Here is a 12,837-nt window from a genome sequence, read left to right as displayed (position 1 = left end):
GGCCCCTTCATTGCAAAATTTGCAATGAAGGGGCCTTTCATAGCGTGCGTTACCGCGTTACTTGCCCACGTAAGCGCGCAGGTGCTGTGCCGTGAGGGTGGCACCGGAAGCGACCAGTTCGGCCGGAGTGCCGGTGAACACGACCTCCCCGCCGTCCACCCCGGCGCCGGGGCCGAGGTCGACGATCCAGTCGGCGTGCGCCATCACGGCCTGGTGATGCTCGATGACCACCACCGTGTTCCCGTCGTCGACCAGCCTGTCCAGCAGTGCCAGCAGCTGGTCGACGTCGGCGAGGTGCAGTCCGGTGGTCGGCTCGTCGAGGACGTAGGTCGCCGACTTCTCCGCCATCCGGATGGCCAGTTTGATCCGCTGCCGTTCCCCGCCGGACAGCGTCGTGAGCGGCTGCCCGAGCCCGAGGTAGCCCAGTCCGACGTCGGAAAGCCGGTCCAGGATCGTCCGTGCCTGCCCCGAGGGGAAGAATTCGCGCGCCTCGGCCACCGGCATCGCGAGGACCTCGCTGATGTTCTTGCCCCGCAGCTTGTACGTCAGCACCTCCGCGGTGAAACGCTTGCCCTCGCACTCTTCACAGACCGTCGCCACGCCGGCCATCATCGCCAGGTCGGTGTAGATCAGCCCGATGCCCTTGCACTTCGGGCACGCGCCCTCGGAGTTCGCGCTGAACAGTGCCGCTTTGACGCCGTTGGCCTTGGCGAACGCGGCGCGGATCGGGTCGAGCAGGCCGGTGTAGGTCGCCGGGTTGCTCCGCCGCGAGCCGCGGATGGCCGACTGGTCGAGCACCACCACGTCGTCCCTTGTGGACAGTGAGCCGTGGATGAGCGAGCTCTTGCCCGATCCGGCGACCCCGGTGACCACGGTCAGCACCCCGAGCGGGATGTCGACGCTGACGTCCTTGAGGTTGTGCCGGGTCGCGTTCCGGATCGGGAGCTGGCCGGTCGGCGTGCGGACGTCGGTGCGCAAGCGCGCGCGGTGGTCCAAATGCCGCCCGGTCAGCGTGCCCGACGCGCGCAGCCCGGCGACGTCGCCGGTGTAGCAGATCTGGCCGCCGTTCGGCCCGGCGCCCGGGCCGAGATCGACGACGTGGTCGGCGATCTCGATCGTCTCCGGTTTGTGCTCGACGACGAGGACCGTGTTCCCCTTGTCCTTCAAGAGCAGCAGCAGCCCGTTCATGCGCTGGATGTCGTGCGGGTGCAGGCCGACGGTCGGCTCGTCGAAGACGTAGGTGACATCGGTGAGGCTGGAACCCAGGTGCCGCACCATTTTCACGCGCTGGGCCTCGCCGCCCGACAGCGTCCCGGATTCGCGATCGAGGCTCAGGTAGCCGAGGCCGATCTCCACCAGCGAGTCGAGGGTGCCGCGCAGGGTCTGCATCAGCGGGCCGACCGAGGGATCGTCGAGTTTGCGGACGAAGTCGGCCAGATCGCTGATCTGCATCGCCGAACAGTCCGCGATGTTCAGCCCGTCGATCTTCGACGACAGCGCCGCCTGGTTGAGCCGGGCGCCGTCACAGGCCGGGCACCGCTGGAAGGTGACGGCCCGGTCGACGAACGCGCGGATGTGGGCCTGCGTCGCCTCCTTGTCCTTGGCCAGGAACAGCCGCTGGACCTTCACCAGAAGGCCTTCGTAGGTGGTGTTCATCCCGCCGATCTTCACCTTGGTGGCGGGTTTGTACATGAAGTCTTCCCACTGCTGAGGCGTGTAGTCCTTCAGCTTGACGGCGGGGTCGACGAACCCGGACTCGGCGAGTCCCTTCCAATACCAGCTGCCCGGCGCGAAGTTCGGGACGGTGATCGCCCCTTCGTCGAGCGAAAGCTCTTTGTCGACCAGCTGGTCGACGTCGATGCTGGACACCTTCCCGAGGCCCTCGCATTCCGGGCACATCCCCTCGGGCAGGTTGAAGCTGAACGCTCCCGACGTCCCGATGTGCGGCTGTCCCAGCCTGCTGAAGACGATCCGCAGCATCGTGTGCGCGTCGGTCGCGGTGCCGACCGTTGACCGGGAATTGGCCCCCATCCGCTCCTGGTCGACCACGATCGCGGCGCTCAGGTTCCGCAGCGCGTCCACGTCCGGCCGTCCGACGGGGGCCATGAAGGACTGGATGAAGGCGGTGTAGGTCTCGTTGATCAGCCGCTGCGATTCCGCGGCGATGGTGCCGAACACCAAGGACGACTTGCCGGAGCCGGAAACACCGGTGAAGACGGTGAGACGGCGTTTGGGGATGTCGACCGAGACGTCGGCGAGGTTGTTCTCTCTGGCTCCGCGCACCTGGATCATGTCGTGGCTGTCGGCGGCCGAAGGCATGGCTCTCCCCTGATTGGAACTCTTTAGCCTGTAAAGTGAGGGTAGCAGAGGTTAGTTTATCCTGTAAGGAGTTTGCAAGTGGTCGTCTACGCGGCGCAGGGAGACCCCCGGAAGTCGATGGCCCTGCTGTGGCGGACGGAGCAGGCGGACGCCGAGCGGCCGGGGCCGAAACCGGCGCTTTCGGTGGACCTGATCGTCGACGCCGCCATCGCGATCGCCGACGCCGAAGGCATGACGGGCCTTTCGATGCGCGCGGTCGGCGACCGGCTGGGCCGGACGGCCATGGCGCTCTACACCTACGTCCCGAGCAAGAGCGAACTGCTCGACCTCATGTACGACAAGGCGCTCGCCGAACTGCCGACCTCTCATGACGGAGCCGATTGGCGGGCCGACGCCACGCGGTGGGCGTACGACCTGTGGGACTTCTATCTGCGGCACCCCTGGGTTCTGCAGGTCTCGCAGGCGCGGCCGGTGCTGGGGCCGCACGAATACGTCGTGCTGGAGTCCCTGGTGAAGATCCTGCGCCGGACCGGACTGCCGCCGGTGGTGCTGCGACGGCTGATCAGCGCGCTGTACTCGTGTGTCCGCGAGCCAGCCAGGACGGCCGCCGAATCCCGGTCCGCGGAAAAGGTCACCGGGCAGACCGACGACGAATGGTGGTATGCCCGCTCGGCGCTCCTGCAAGAGGTGTCGCCGGACTTCGCCGAGCGGTTCCCGACGCTGACCTGGATGGAGAGCGAGCAGGCGTTCCGGATGGAGGACGAGACGGTGTCGTATCTGGAGCAGGAGGCGAGGGAGGCCTTCGAGATCTCACTGGCCGTCCTCCTGGACGGGATCGAAGTCGCGATGAAAGCGGAGTAGCCTTCTCCGCATGCCCAGTGATTTCGCCTTGAAGACCATGAACGCCGTCCACCGCGTCATCCAGAAGGTCAGTGGCGGCCGCGCCGGCTGGGAGTTCGCCGGAATGACCGTGCTCGAACTGACCACCATCGGCCGCAAATCCGGTCAGCCGCGCACGGTGCTGCTGACTTCGCCGCTGCGCGAGGGCGACGCGTACGTCATCGTGGCCTCCCGAGGCGGCGACGACCAGCACCCGGCGTGGTTCCTCAACCTCCGCGACAACCCCGATGTCCAGGTCACGCTGAAGGGTGAGACCGCGCGGCCGATGGTCGCGAGCGTCGCCGACAGCGAGCAGCGCGCCCGCCTGTGGCCCAAGATCACCGCCGACTACAAGAACTACGCGCAGTACCAGACCAAGACCGTGCGGGAGATCCCCGTCGTCCTGCTGACGCCGAAGGCGTAACGCGCGGCATCCCCCGCGTGGGCCGGGTCCATCGGCCCTACCGGCGAGTCGGTAAGCCGGGGAGCGTGGACCTCGAAGCCAACTGGCCACGAGAACGCGGGGATGCCGATGTCAGACACCTTGGGTCTCGAGACGCTCGATCGCGAGCAGTGCGTCGCGCTGCTCGCGGGTACGGGGTTGGGCCGGGTGGTGTTCACCTCCCGTGCCCTTCCGGTGATCCAGCCGACGCGGTTCGTCCTCCACCACGGTGCGATCGTGCTCCGGACGCCGTCACAGAGCGCGTTGTTCGCCGGAGTACTCGACAGTGTGGTCGCGTTCGCCGTCGACGAGTTCGCGCCCGACCTGGAATCCGGCTGGTACGTCACCGTCCTCGGCCGCGCTTCCGAGGTGCGTGACCCGATCGTGATCGACGAGCTCGCCACCCTGCCGCTGGACTGCTGGACTGGTCAGCCGGACGCCCGGTATCTCCGGATCCCGATCGAATCGGTCACCGGTCGGAGGATCCTCGGCGCTCGCGGTAACGAAGCACAGTCCGTGATCGACGCATCAGATGAGCTGTCCGGGCGCGTTTGTCATTCCTGACCCCACTGCCCGGGGAGTTACCTCGGGACGGTGACGCCAGTGCGGCGGGTGAGTGCGGCGAGTGACGCCGAGGCGCCCAGAATCCTGGACGCGGTGGCCGGGATCGCCCACGATCTCAGTCTTCCCGACGTCCTGCGGCGGATGGTCGAATCCGCCTGCGAGCTGACCGGTGCGCCGTTCGGCGCGCTGAGCGTGCTCGATTCGGACGAGTTCATCCGCTTCGGGGACGCGTGGGCGTCCCCGCCGCCGGAGGGCGAGGCCCGCGTGATGCCCGTCCGCATGCGCGGCCGCATCTTCGGGATGCTGTACCTCGCCCCCAAGCCGGAGGGCGAGGAATTCACCGAAGCCGAGGAAGACTTGCTCGTCGCGCTCACCGCGGCGGCCGGTGTGGTGATCGAGAACGCCGCGCTGTTCGACCAGGTGCATCGGCGCGAACGCTGGCTCGAAGCCTCCTACCACGTCACCGGCGCACTGCTGGCCGACCAGGATCTGACCGCGACCCTGCGCCTGATCGCCGAACGTGCCCGCGTCGTGGCCGGCGGCACCGCGGGTGCGGTGGCCCGTCCTCGTGGCGACGGCTTGCTGGTCTTCGAGATCGTCGAGCCGCCGGGTCCCGACGCCGACAAACTCGCCGGGATCACGGTGCCGGCCGAAGGCACCGCGACCGGGATGGCGTTCACGTCGGGCAAGCCCGTCGTCGTCCGGGATTACGGCGAGAAGGTGCTTGAGTATCAAGGTGACCGCGCCGCCTCGATGCCCGCGGTGATCAAGGACCTGGACTCCACGGTGGCCGTCCCGCTGATCGTCGGCGAAGAGAAACTCGGCGTGCTCCTGGTGGCGAAGTTCCGCGACAAGACCCCGTTCTCCGCCTACGACGTCCAGCTCGCCGAGACTTTCGCCGCGCACGCCGCGCTCGCGGTCGAATTCGCCCGCGCGCAACAGGACCGCCAGCGGCTCGCCGTCTTCGAGGACCGCGACCGGATCGCCCGCGACCTGCACGACCTGGTGATCCAGCGGCTGTTCGCGATCGGGCTCGGCCTGGAAGGACTCGGCAGGCTCGCGGGGGAACCCACCGTCGCCGACCGCGTGACCGGCTTCGCGCACGAGATCGACCGCACGATCCGCGAGATCCGCAACAGCATCTTTTCGTTGCAGGAACCCGCCGAGGCGCAGGGCAGCCTGCGGTCGGAGCTACTGCGCGTCGCGCTCGACGCGGGCTGCGCGTCCGAACCGAGGGTAGGGTTCGAGGGGCCGCTGGATTCGACCGTGCCGGACACGGTTCGTTCGGATCTGCTCGCGACCCTGCGCGAAGCACTGTCCAATGTGGTCAGGCACGCCGCGGCGACGGTGGTCTCGGTCGACGTCTCGGTCGACCGCGACGGACGGTGGCTGAGGCTTTCGGTGGTGGACGACGGCGTCGGCATGCCCGCCGAACCCGGCCATCGCAGCGGGGTGGCGAACCTCGCCGAACGCGCGGCCCGCTGGAACGGGTCGTTCAGCGTCGAAGCGAGGCCGGAGGGCGGGACTAGGCTCGACTGGTCGGTGGCACTGCCGGTCCGACAGGGGAGTGTGGGATGACGATTTCGGTGTTCCTGCTGGACGATCACGAACTCGTGCGCACCGGGCTGAAGACCGTCTTCGAGGCCGAAGACGATCTCACGGTGGTCGGTGAGGCGTCCACGGCCGCCGAGGCGTTCGTCCGGATCCCCGCGGTCAAACCGCAGGTCGCGGTGCTCGACGTCCGGCTGCCGGACGGGGACGGGGTCAGCGTCTGCCGCGAGATCCGCTCGTCCGTCGACCCGCCGCCCGCCTGCCTGATGCTGACGTCCTATTCGGACGACGACGCGTTGTTCGGCGCGATCATGGCCGGTGCGGCGGGATACATGCTCAAGCAGGTCTCCGGTGGCGCGCTGGTCAAGGCCGTCCGCACGGTCGCGACGGGCGGATCGCTCTTGGACAGCACGCTGACGGCGTCGGTGATGAACCGCCTGCGCGGCGAGAGTGCGCTGCCGGACCCGCGCTACGAACAGTTGAGCCCGCAGGAGCGGCGGGTGCTCGACCACATCGCCGACGGGCTGACCAACCGCCAGATCGCGGAAAAGCTGTACCTGGCGGAGAAGACGGTCAAGAACTACGTGTCGTCCCTGCTGCACAAGCTCGGCTTCGAACGCCGCACCGCCGCCGCGGTCTACGCCTCTCAGCGCCGCAAGCCCACGTCGTGAGTTGGTGATTCGGGTTCTGGCCAAGGGTGTTTTAGGTACCTACGGTGAGCCCGGTAGCCGCCTGGCCATGAAGGACTCATCGAGGGACTCAGAGTCCCCTGACCGGCCCGGGAGGTCTTCCTCAGTACATGATGGCCCCCTTCCTTGCGCCTAGCGCAAGGAAGGGGGCCATCATGTACTTCACGCAGACAAAGACGCAGGCCCCGAGTAGGGTTCTATTGAGGGGTTCGGCAGGGTTCAGGACTGACTTACAGGCCACCCTCGATGTGGAGTGTCCATAAGGACACTGCGCGCCGCCTATTCGCCCGATGATGTACTGATGTCCGGTTATTGCACGGGATCGTGTGGCAAAGAGGGTTGGAACGCTCATCGCCACTCGCGACCCCGCACAAAACGCCCGAATCGGGCACAAGGTCGCGTCTTAGTGTTCCCTGTGGACAGTGGGCGCCTCAGTCCGGCAGCCCGGTCTCCGGCACGCGACACGCCCCCTTTGCCTTACCCCGCTCTAACCCGAATCGCCGCTCACGACCTAGAAGAGCGCGAGCCCGTCGGCGAAACCCGGGTTCTGACGCAGTACGCGGCGCAGTTCGTTGAGCGCCCGGTGCTGGGTGACGCGCACCGCGCCCGCGCTCGCCACCCCGAGCGCGGCGGCGGTCTCCTCGGCGCTGAACCCGAGGATCACGCGGAACACCAGCACGTCCCGCTGTTTCGGGGTGAGCACCTTGAACAGCCGCGCGAGCCGGCGGCCACGGTCTGCCTTCTCGACCTCTTCGAAGGTCGGGTTCCACGGCCCGTGCTGTTCCGGTTCCGGGTCGGGCACCGGTGCGGACGGGTCACGGGCGAGGTTCCGCCGGACGTCGGCGACCTTGTGCGCGGCGATACCGAACACGTACGGCAGGAAACTGTCGTTCTGATAGCTGTAGCGCGGCAAGGCGACAAGGACGGCCATGAGGACTTCTTGCGCGCAGTCGTCGGCACTGGAGACCCCGCGCGTCGTCACGCCCAGTTTACCCACGCAGTAGCGGAAGACGATCGGCCGGAGAAGGCTCAGCAGGCTCCCGATGGCCGGCCGGTCGCCACTGATGGCCGCGCGGATCAGTGCGCCGTCCGGTTCTCCCGGACGAGGCGAATAGGTCGGACGCACGGCCTCGGACACGGTCATCGCGCCGGATGGGTCGTTCTCGGTGTGTACCTGTGCGTTCCCATCGTCCCCACCTCCCTGAAACCCCAGTCCTGCTTGATCCTCCAGACGTTACGGAGGGACGTACGCGCGTCACACCGGTAAAGCAGCCCGGAGTAGTCGGGTCTTTCGGCCCTGGCGTGCTCCGGCTCTGGACTTTCGCCATATTGGTCTAGACAATTAACCGGACGCGGCAGTCGGCCGCCCATGATCCGGAGAGGAATCGCGATGAGGCGTTCCAGATCCCTGGCTTTTCTGGCTGTTTTAGTGCTCACCTTCGCGGGGCTGATAGCGGGAGGCGGCACCGCGAGCGCGGCCAACCTGCTGATCAACCCCGGCTTCGAAGCCGGTTCGACGTCCGGCTGGTCCTGCGCGGCGGGCGCGGCCGTCACCACACCGATTCGTTCGGGCGGTTACGCCGTCTCGGTGACACCGGGCTCGACGACCGGGAAATGCGCACAGACGGTGTCCGTCCAGCCGAACACGACCTACGCGGTGTCGGCCTGGGTGAACGGGAACCCGGTGTACCTCGGGGTCACCGGCGGACCGTCGACCTGGACCGCCGCGACCTCCTACACGCAGCTTTCGCTGTCGTTCACGACGTCGTCGACGCAGACGACGGCCGAGGTGTACGTCCACGGCTGGTTCGGGTCGGGCACCTTCTACGCGGACGACATCAGCCTCGACGGCCCGGGCGGTGGCACCCCGGGCGCGCCACCCGCGCCGGGAAATCCGGCCGTGGGCACGGTGACGAACTCGTCGATCGCACTCTCGTGGGGAGCGTCGGCAGGCACGGTGACCGGGTATCGCGTGTACGAGGGCGGCAAGGTGGTCGCTACGGTGACCGGGACCGCGGCCACCCTTTCGGGGCTGGCGGCCTGTTCCTCGCACAGTTACTCGGTGGCCGCGTACAACAGCGCGGGCGAATCGCCGAAGACCACGGAGGTCGGCGCGACGACCGGCGGCTGCGTCGACACCGGCCTGCCGAAGCACGCGCTGATCGGTTACCTGCACGCGAGTTTCGCCAACGGCTCCGGCTACACGCGGATGGCGGACGTTCCGCCCGCCTGGGACATCATCAACCTCGCCTTCGGTGAGCCGACTTCGGTGACCTCCGGCGACATCCGGTTCACGAGGTGCCCGGTGGCGGAATGCCCGACGGTGGAAAGCGACGCGGACTTCACCGCGGCGATCCGCGCGAAGCAGGCGCAGGGCAAGAAGGTCCTGATCTCCATCGGCGGCCAGAACGGCCAGGTCCAGTTGACCACGACCGCCGCGCGGGACGCGTTCGTCAGCTCGGTGTCCGCGATCATCGACCGGTACGGGCTGAACGGGCTCGACATCGACTTCGAGGGACACTCGCTGTACCTCAATTCCGGTGACAACGATTTCCGCAACCCGACCACGCCGGTCATCGTCAATCTCATTTCGGCGCTGAAGACGCTGAAAGCCAAATACGGCGCGGGATTCGTGCTCACGATGGCGCCCGAGACGTTTTTCGTGCAGACCGGATACCAGTACTACGGCGGCCTCGGCGGTGCCGACAACCGCACCGGTTCGTACCTGCCGGTCATCCACGCGATGCGCGACGCGCTGACCGTGCTGCACGTCCAGGACTACAACTCCGGTCCGGTGATGGGCCTGGACAACCAGTACCACTTCATGGGTGGCGCGGACTTCCACATCGCGATGACGGACATGGTCAAGGCCGGGTTCACCGTGGCGTCGACCGGGTTCCGGTTCCCAGGGCTGCGGGAGGACCAGATCGCGTTCGGCCTTCCCGCGGCGGTGAGCGCCGGCAACGGGCACACCGCGCCCGCCGCGGTGCACTCGGCGCTGAACTGCCTCGTGAAGAACTCCGGATGTGGGTCGTACACGTTGCGCGGCGGTGCGTCCCCCGCGCTGCGCGGGCTCATGACCTGGTCGATCAACTGGGACCGGTACTACGGCTGGGAATTCCAGAACGCCCACGAACCCTTTCTGAACGCCCTGCCCTGAAACGCGTTTCGTCCTCTGAATGCGGTACTTGCGTGCGCATCTACCGCGTTTAGAGGACGAAACGCGGGGAGAGAGGAACGTGGAGCGGGCCCGCACCGTGCAGCTTCGGTGCGGGCCCGCAGTTCGGGGATACTTCAGGGAGAGGGACGTCAGAAGCCGGCGGTGATCCGCGTGAAGTCCCAGTCGTTCTGCGCGATGCCACTGCAGTTCTCGGCGACGCCGCCGTTAGGGCAGCCCCGGTCACGGTTGGTCGACCAGAACGCGAGCCTGGCGATCTTGTTGGTCTTGGCCCAGTTGGTGATCCGGGTCCAGGTGTCGAGGCTCGTCAGTTCCCGCTGGTCCGAGAGACCGTTCATGCCGCTGATGCCCAGGTGGCCGTACGCCGTGGCGTCGTTCCACCCGAACGTCGACTTCAGCTTGTCCCGCAGGCCGTTCGCGGCACTGATGGTGTTGCCGTACATGTCCGCGCCACCACCGAAGTCGAACGGCATGATCGTGTAGACGTCGATCCCGGCGTTCAGCGCCTTCGACTGGTCGATCAGCCGCTGGCCCCAGGAGTTCGGGCCGCTGGTCGTCGTGCCGAAGGTGAGGATGGTCTGGATACCGGGGTTGTTCGCCTTCACGATCTTCAGCGCGTTCAGGACCCGGTCCTGCACGACCGCGTTCTCGAACTCGTCGGTGTTCTCGATGTCGATGTCGATCGCCTTGAGCCCGTAGGCGTCGATCACCTTCTGGTAGGCCCCGGCGAGCGCTTCCGGCGTCGAGCAGTTCGGGCCGAGCTTGTTGCCGCTCCACCCGCCGAAGGACGGCACGATCTGCCCGCCCGCTGCCTTGATCTGCGCGATCGCGTTCGCGTCGACGCCACCCTGCAACGGCCTGCTGCCGTCCCACGCGGGATTGCACCCACCGGAGGACAGGATGAACGCCATCGTGAACCACTTGATCCCGGTCGCGTTCATGACCGTCTGCGGGTTCGGCGGGCTGCCCCAGCCCAGGTACAGATACGGCGCCCCACGGCCGCCGGGCAGCGGCGGATTGCTCGTGGTCGTCGTGGGCGGATTCGACGTCGTGGTGGTCGGAGTGGTCGGCGTCGTGGTCGGGGTGCCGCCACCCGGGTCACAGGACCCACCGTTGAGCTTGCAGTTCGCCGGGGCGACGTAGCCCCCGGAGTACTTGACGTTGAACCCGAAACTGGTGCTGCCGCCGTTGGAAAGGTTGCCGTTCCAGGTGTTCTTCACGGTCACGTGCTGGCCGGAGACGGAATAGCTGCCGTCCCACAGTGAAGCGATCGAATGTCCGGAGGGAAGATCGAATTCGACCGTCCACGTGGGAAGGGATGAGCCCGAGTTGTTGCTGATCGTGTACTTGCCTTCCCAGCCGGAGCCCCAATCGGAGCCCTTGCTGAAGGCGGCGCCGATGCCGCCGGCCGCGGAGGCCGGCGCGATCACGAGGACCGCGCCGGCCGTTGCGGCAGCGGCGGCCAGGCCCACGGCCTGGATCCAAGTCCGCTTGCCCACTGTCAAACCTCTCAGTTCAGGCCGTTGCGCATGGCCGTTACGAGTTCACCGTTGGAGGTGTCACCACTGAGCTCCCAGAAGAACGCGCCGCCGAGACCCTGGTTCTTGGTCCAGCCCATCTTTCCGTTGATGGTCGCGGGAGTGTCATAGCTCCACCAGTTGTTGCCGCACTTCGCGTACGCCGTGCCCGCGATCGTGCCGGTCGACGGGCAGCTGTTCTTGAGGATCTTGTAATCCTCGATGCCCGCCTCGTAGGTGCCCGGTGCCGCGCCGGTCGCGGTGCCGCCCGGGGCGTCCTGCGTGACGCCGGTCCAGCCGCGGCCGTAGAAACCGATGCCCAGCAACAGTTTGTTCGCCGGGACACCCTTGGCCTTGAGCTTCTGGATGGCTTCGTCGGAGTTGAAGCCCTGCTGCGGGATACCGGGGTACGAGGTCAGCGGCGAGTGCGGGGCCGTCGGTCCTTGCGCCGCCCACGCGCCGAAGAAGTCGTACGTCATCACGTTGTACCAGTCGAAGTACGCCGACGCGGGGCCGTAGTCGGCGGCGTCGATCTTGCCGCCGCTGCTGGCGTCCGCGGTGATCGCGGCGGTGACCAGGAACGAGGAGCCGAACTTGGTACGCAGCGCCTGTGCCACGTTCTTGATCGCGGCGGGACCGCTGGTGTCACAGGTGAGCCCGCAGGCGTTCGGGTATTCCCAGTCGATGTCGATGCCGTCGAACACGTCGGCCCAGCGCGGGTCCTTGATCAGCTTGTAGCAGGATTCCGCGAAGGCGGCCGGGTTCTTCGACGCCTGGCCGAAGCCGCCGGACCAGGTCCAGCCACCGAACGACCACAGCACCTTCAGGCCCGGGTACATCTTCTTCAGCTTGCGCAGCTGGTTGAAGTTACCGCGCAGCGCGCCCGCGTCCCAGCTGTCCGCGACACCGTCCACACTGGACCCGGCGTCGTAGAACTTGTCGTAGTCGGCGTAGGTGTCGTCATTCGCGGTGCAGGAGCCGTTGGTGACGTTGCCGAACGCGTAGTTGATGTGCGTCAGCTTGGCCGCGGAACCAGAAGTGTGAATGTTCTTCACGTGGTAGTTGCGCCCGTAGACGCCCCACTGCACGAAGTAGCCGAGGTTCTTCTTCGCGCCCGGGTTCGGGTTCGAAGTCGTCGTCGTGGTCGGCGGGTTGCTCGTGCTGGTCGACGTCGGGGGATTCGACGTCGTGGTGGTCGGGCTGGTCGGCGTCGTGGTCGGGTTGCCGCCACCTGGGTCGCAGGAGCCGCCGTTGATCTTGCAGTTGGCGGGCGCGGTGTAGGTGCCGGAGTACTTGACGTTGAAGCCGAAGCTGGTGGAGGCGCCGTTGGAAAGGTTGCCGTTCCAGGTGTTCTTCACCGTCACGTGCTGGCCTGAGACGGTGTAGCTACCGTCCCACAGCGAAGCGATCGAGTGCCCGTTGGCGAGGTCGAACTCCAGGGTCCAGGAGGTGAGGGCCGCCCCCGAGTTGTTGGTGATCGTGTACTTACCTTCCCAGCCGGACCCCCAGTCCGACCCCTTGGTCAGCGAGGCGCCGACCCCGCCCGCCGCGTTCGCCGGGACGGTCACCAGACCGACGGCCAGCGCGGCGACGGCCGTGAACAGGCCGATCAGATGCCATCTTTTTCTCGACATTTCACTCCTTACAACCCGGTGCAGGGAAATGATCTTGGAGAGGATTCCGTCAAAGCGAAATCAG

10 protein-coding genes are annotated in these 12,837 nt (G+C 67.0%); 6 read left to right on the top strand and 4 right to left on the bottom strand.

Going from position 1 to position 12,837, the window contains the following annotated elements:
• Positions 1 to 57 precede the first annotated feature (57 nt).
• The gene (locus AVL48_RS19930; RefSeq protein WP_061982192.1) at positions 58 to 2,319 is read right to left on the bottom strand and encodes an ATP-binding cassette domain-containing protein; all 2,262 of its coding nucleotides are present in this window, start codon (positions 2,317 to 2,319) and stop codon (positions 58 to 60) included.
• A gap of 78 nt (positions 2,320 to 2,397) precedes the next feature.
• Here AVL48_RS19930 and AVL48_RS19925 point away from each other — a divergent pair, with 78 nt between their 5' ends.
• The 5 genes from AVL48_RS19925 to AVL48_RS19905 all read left to right on the top strand — a co-directional run bounded on the left by AVL48_RS19925 (position 2,398) and on the right by AVL48_RS19905 (position 6,426).
• Complete coding sequence (locus AVL48_RS19925; RefSeq protein WP_061982191.1) at positions 2,398 to 3,180, top strand: TetR/AcrR family transcriptional regulator C-terminal domain-containing protein; 783 nt, start codon at positions 2,398 to 2,400, stop codon at positions 3,178 to 3,180.
• A gap of 10 nt (positions 3,181 to 3,190) precedes the next feature.
• On the top strand, positions 3,191 to 3,622 hold the full coding sequence (locus tag AVL48_RS19920; RefSeq protein ID WP_061982190.1) for a nitroreductase family deazaflavin-dependent oxidoreductase: 432 nt from the start codon (positions 3,191 to 3,193) through the stop codon (positions 3,620 to 3,622).
• A 108-nt stretch (positions 3,623 to 3,730) separates the two neighbouring features.
• Positions 3,731 to 4,204, top strand: a complete 474-nt coding sequence (locus tag AVL48_RS19915) for a pyridoxamine 5'-phosphate oxidase family protein (protein WP_244162485.1) — start codon at positions 3,731 to 3,733, stop codon at positions 4,202 to 4,204.
• Positions 4,205 to 4,234: 30 nt separating this feature from the next.
• Entirely contained in the window at positions 4,235 to 5,782 is a 1,548-nt protein-coding gene (locus AVL48_RS19910) for a GAF domain-containing sensor histidine kinase (RefSeq protein ID WP_061982188.1), read from the top strand.
• The gene (locus AVL48_RS19905) at positions 5,779 to 6,426 is read left to right on the top strand and encodes a response regulator (RefSeq protein ID WP_061982187.1); all 648 of its coding nucleotides are present in this window, start codon (positions 5,779 to 5,781) and stop codon (positions 6,424 to 6,426) included. Before AVL48_RS19910 ends, AVL48_RS19905 begins: the two co-directional genes overlap by 4 nt.
• Before the next feature lie 529 nt (positions 6,427 to 6,955).
• On the opposite strand, the gene AVL48_RS19900 is transcribed toward AVL48_RS19905, so the two are convergent.
• Complete coding sequence (locus tag AVL48_RS19900) at positions 6,956 to 7,588, bottom strand: sigma-70 family RNA polymerase sigma factor (RefSeq protein ID WP_061982186.1); 633 nt, start codon at positions 7,586 to 7,588, stop codon at positions 6,956 to 6,958.
• Between the two features lie 246 nt (positions 7,589 to 7,834).
• Here AVL48_RS19900 and AVL48_RS19895 point away from each other — a divergent pair, with 246 nt between their 5' ends.
• A complete protein-coding gene (locus AVL48_RS19895) occupies positions 7,835 to 9,604 on the top strand; it encodes a chitinase (RefSeq protein ID WP_061982185.1) in 1,770 nt (589 codons plus the stop codon).
• 149 nt (positions 9,605 to 9,753) lie between these two features.
• Here the strand turns inward: AVL48_RS19895 and AVL48_RS19890 are convergent, their stop codons facing one another.
• Positions 9,754 to 11,094, bottom strand: coding sequence for a cellulose binding domain-containing protein (locus AVL48_RS19890; protein ID WP_425266111.1), 1,341 nt, complete (start codon positions 11,092 to 11,094; stop codon positions 9,754 to 9,756).
• 38 nt (positions 11,095 to 11,132) lie between these two features.
• A complete protein-coding gene (locus AVL48_RS19885) occupies positions 11,133 to 12,773 on the bottom strand; it encodes a glycosyl hydrolase family 18 protein (protein WP_061982183.1) in 1,641 nt (546 codons plus the stop codon).
• Positions 12,774 to 12,837: the final 64 nt, after the last annotated feature.

The organism is Amycolatopsis regifaucium, assembly GCF_001613935.1.
Lineage (GTDB): Bacteria > Actinomycetota > Actinomycetes > Mycobacteriales > Pseudonocardiaceae > Amycolatopsis > Amycolatopsis regifaucium.
This window is presented reverse-complemented; position numbering and strand designations above follow the sequence as displayed.

Excerpts from the sequence above, each read along its gene's own strand:
- AVL48_RS19895 (WP_061982185.1), top strand. The coding sequence starts at position 7,835 with ATGAGGCGTTCCAGATCCCTGGCTTTTCTGGCTGTTTTAGTGCTCACC.
- AVL48_RS19915 (WP_244162485.1), top strand. The coding sequence starts at position 3,731 with ATGTCAGACACCTTGGGTCTCGAGACGCTCGATCGCGAGCAGTGCGTC.
- AVL48_RS19930 (WP_061982192.1), bottom strand. The coding sequence starts at position 2,319 with ATGCCTTCGGCCGCCGACAGCCACGACATGATCCAGGTGCGCGGAGCC.
- AVL48_RS19885 (WP_061982183.1), bottom strand. The coding sequence starts at position 12,773 with ATGTCGAGAAAAAGATGGCATCTGATCGGCCTGTTCACGGCCGTCGCC.
- AVL48_RS19920 (WP_061982190.1), top strand. The coding sequence starts at position 3,191 with ATGCCCAGTGATTTCGCCTTGAAGACCATGAACGCCGTCCACCGCGTC.
- AVL48_RS19905 (WP_061982187.1), top strand. The coding sequence starts at position 5,779 with ATGACGATTTCGGTGTTCCTGCTGGACGATCACGAACTCGTGCGCACC.
- AVL48_RS19900 (WP_061982186.1), bottom strand. The coding sequence starts at position 7,588 with ATGACCGTGTCCGAGGCCGTGCGTCCGACCTATTCGCCTCGTCCGGGA.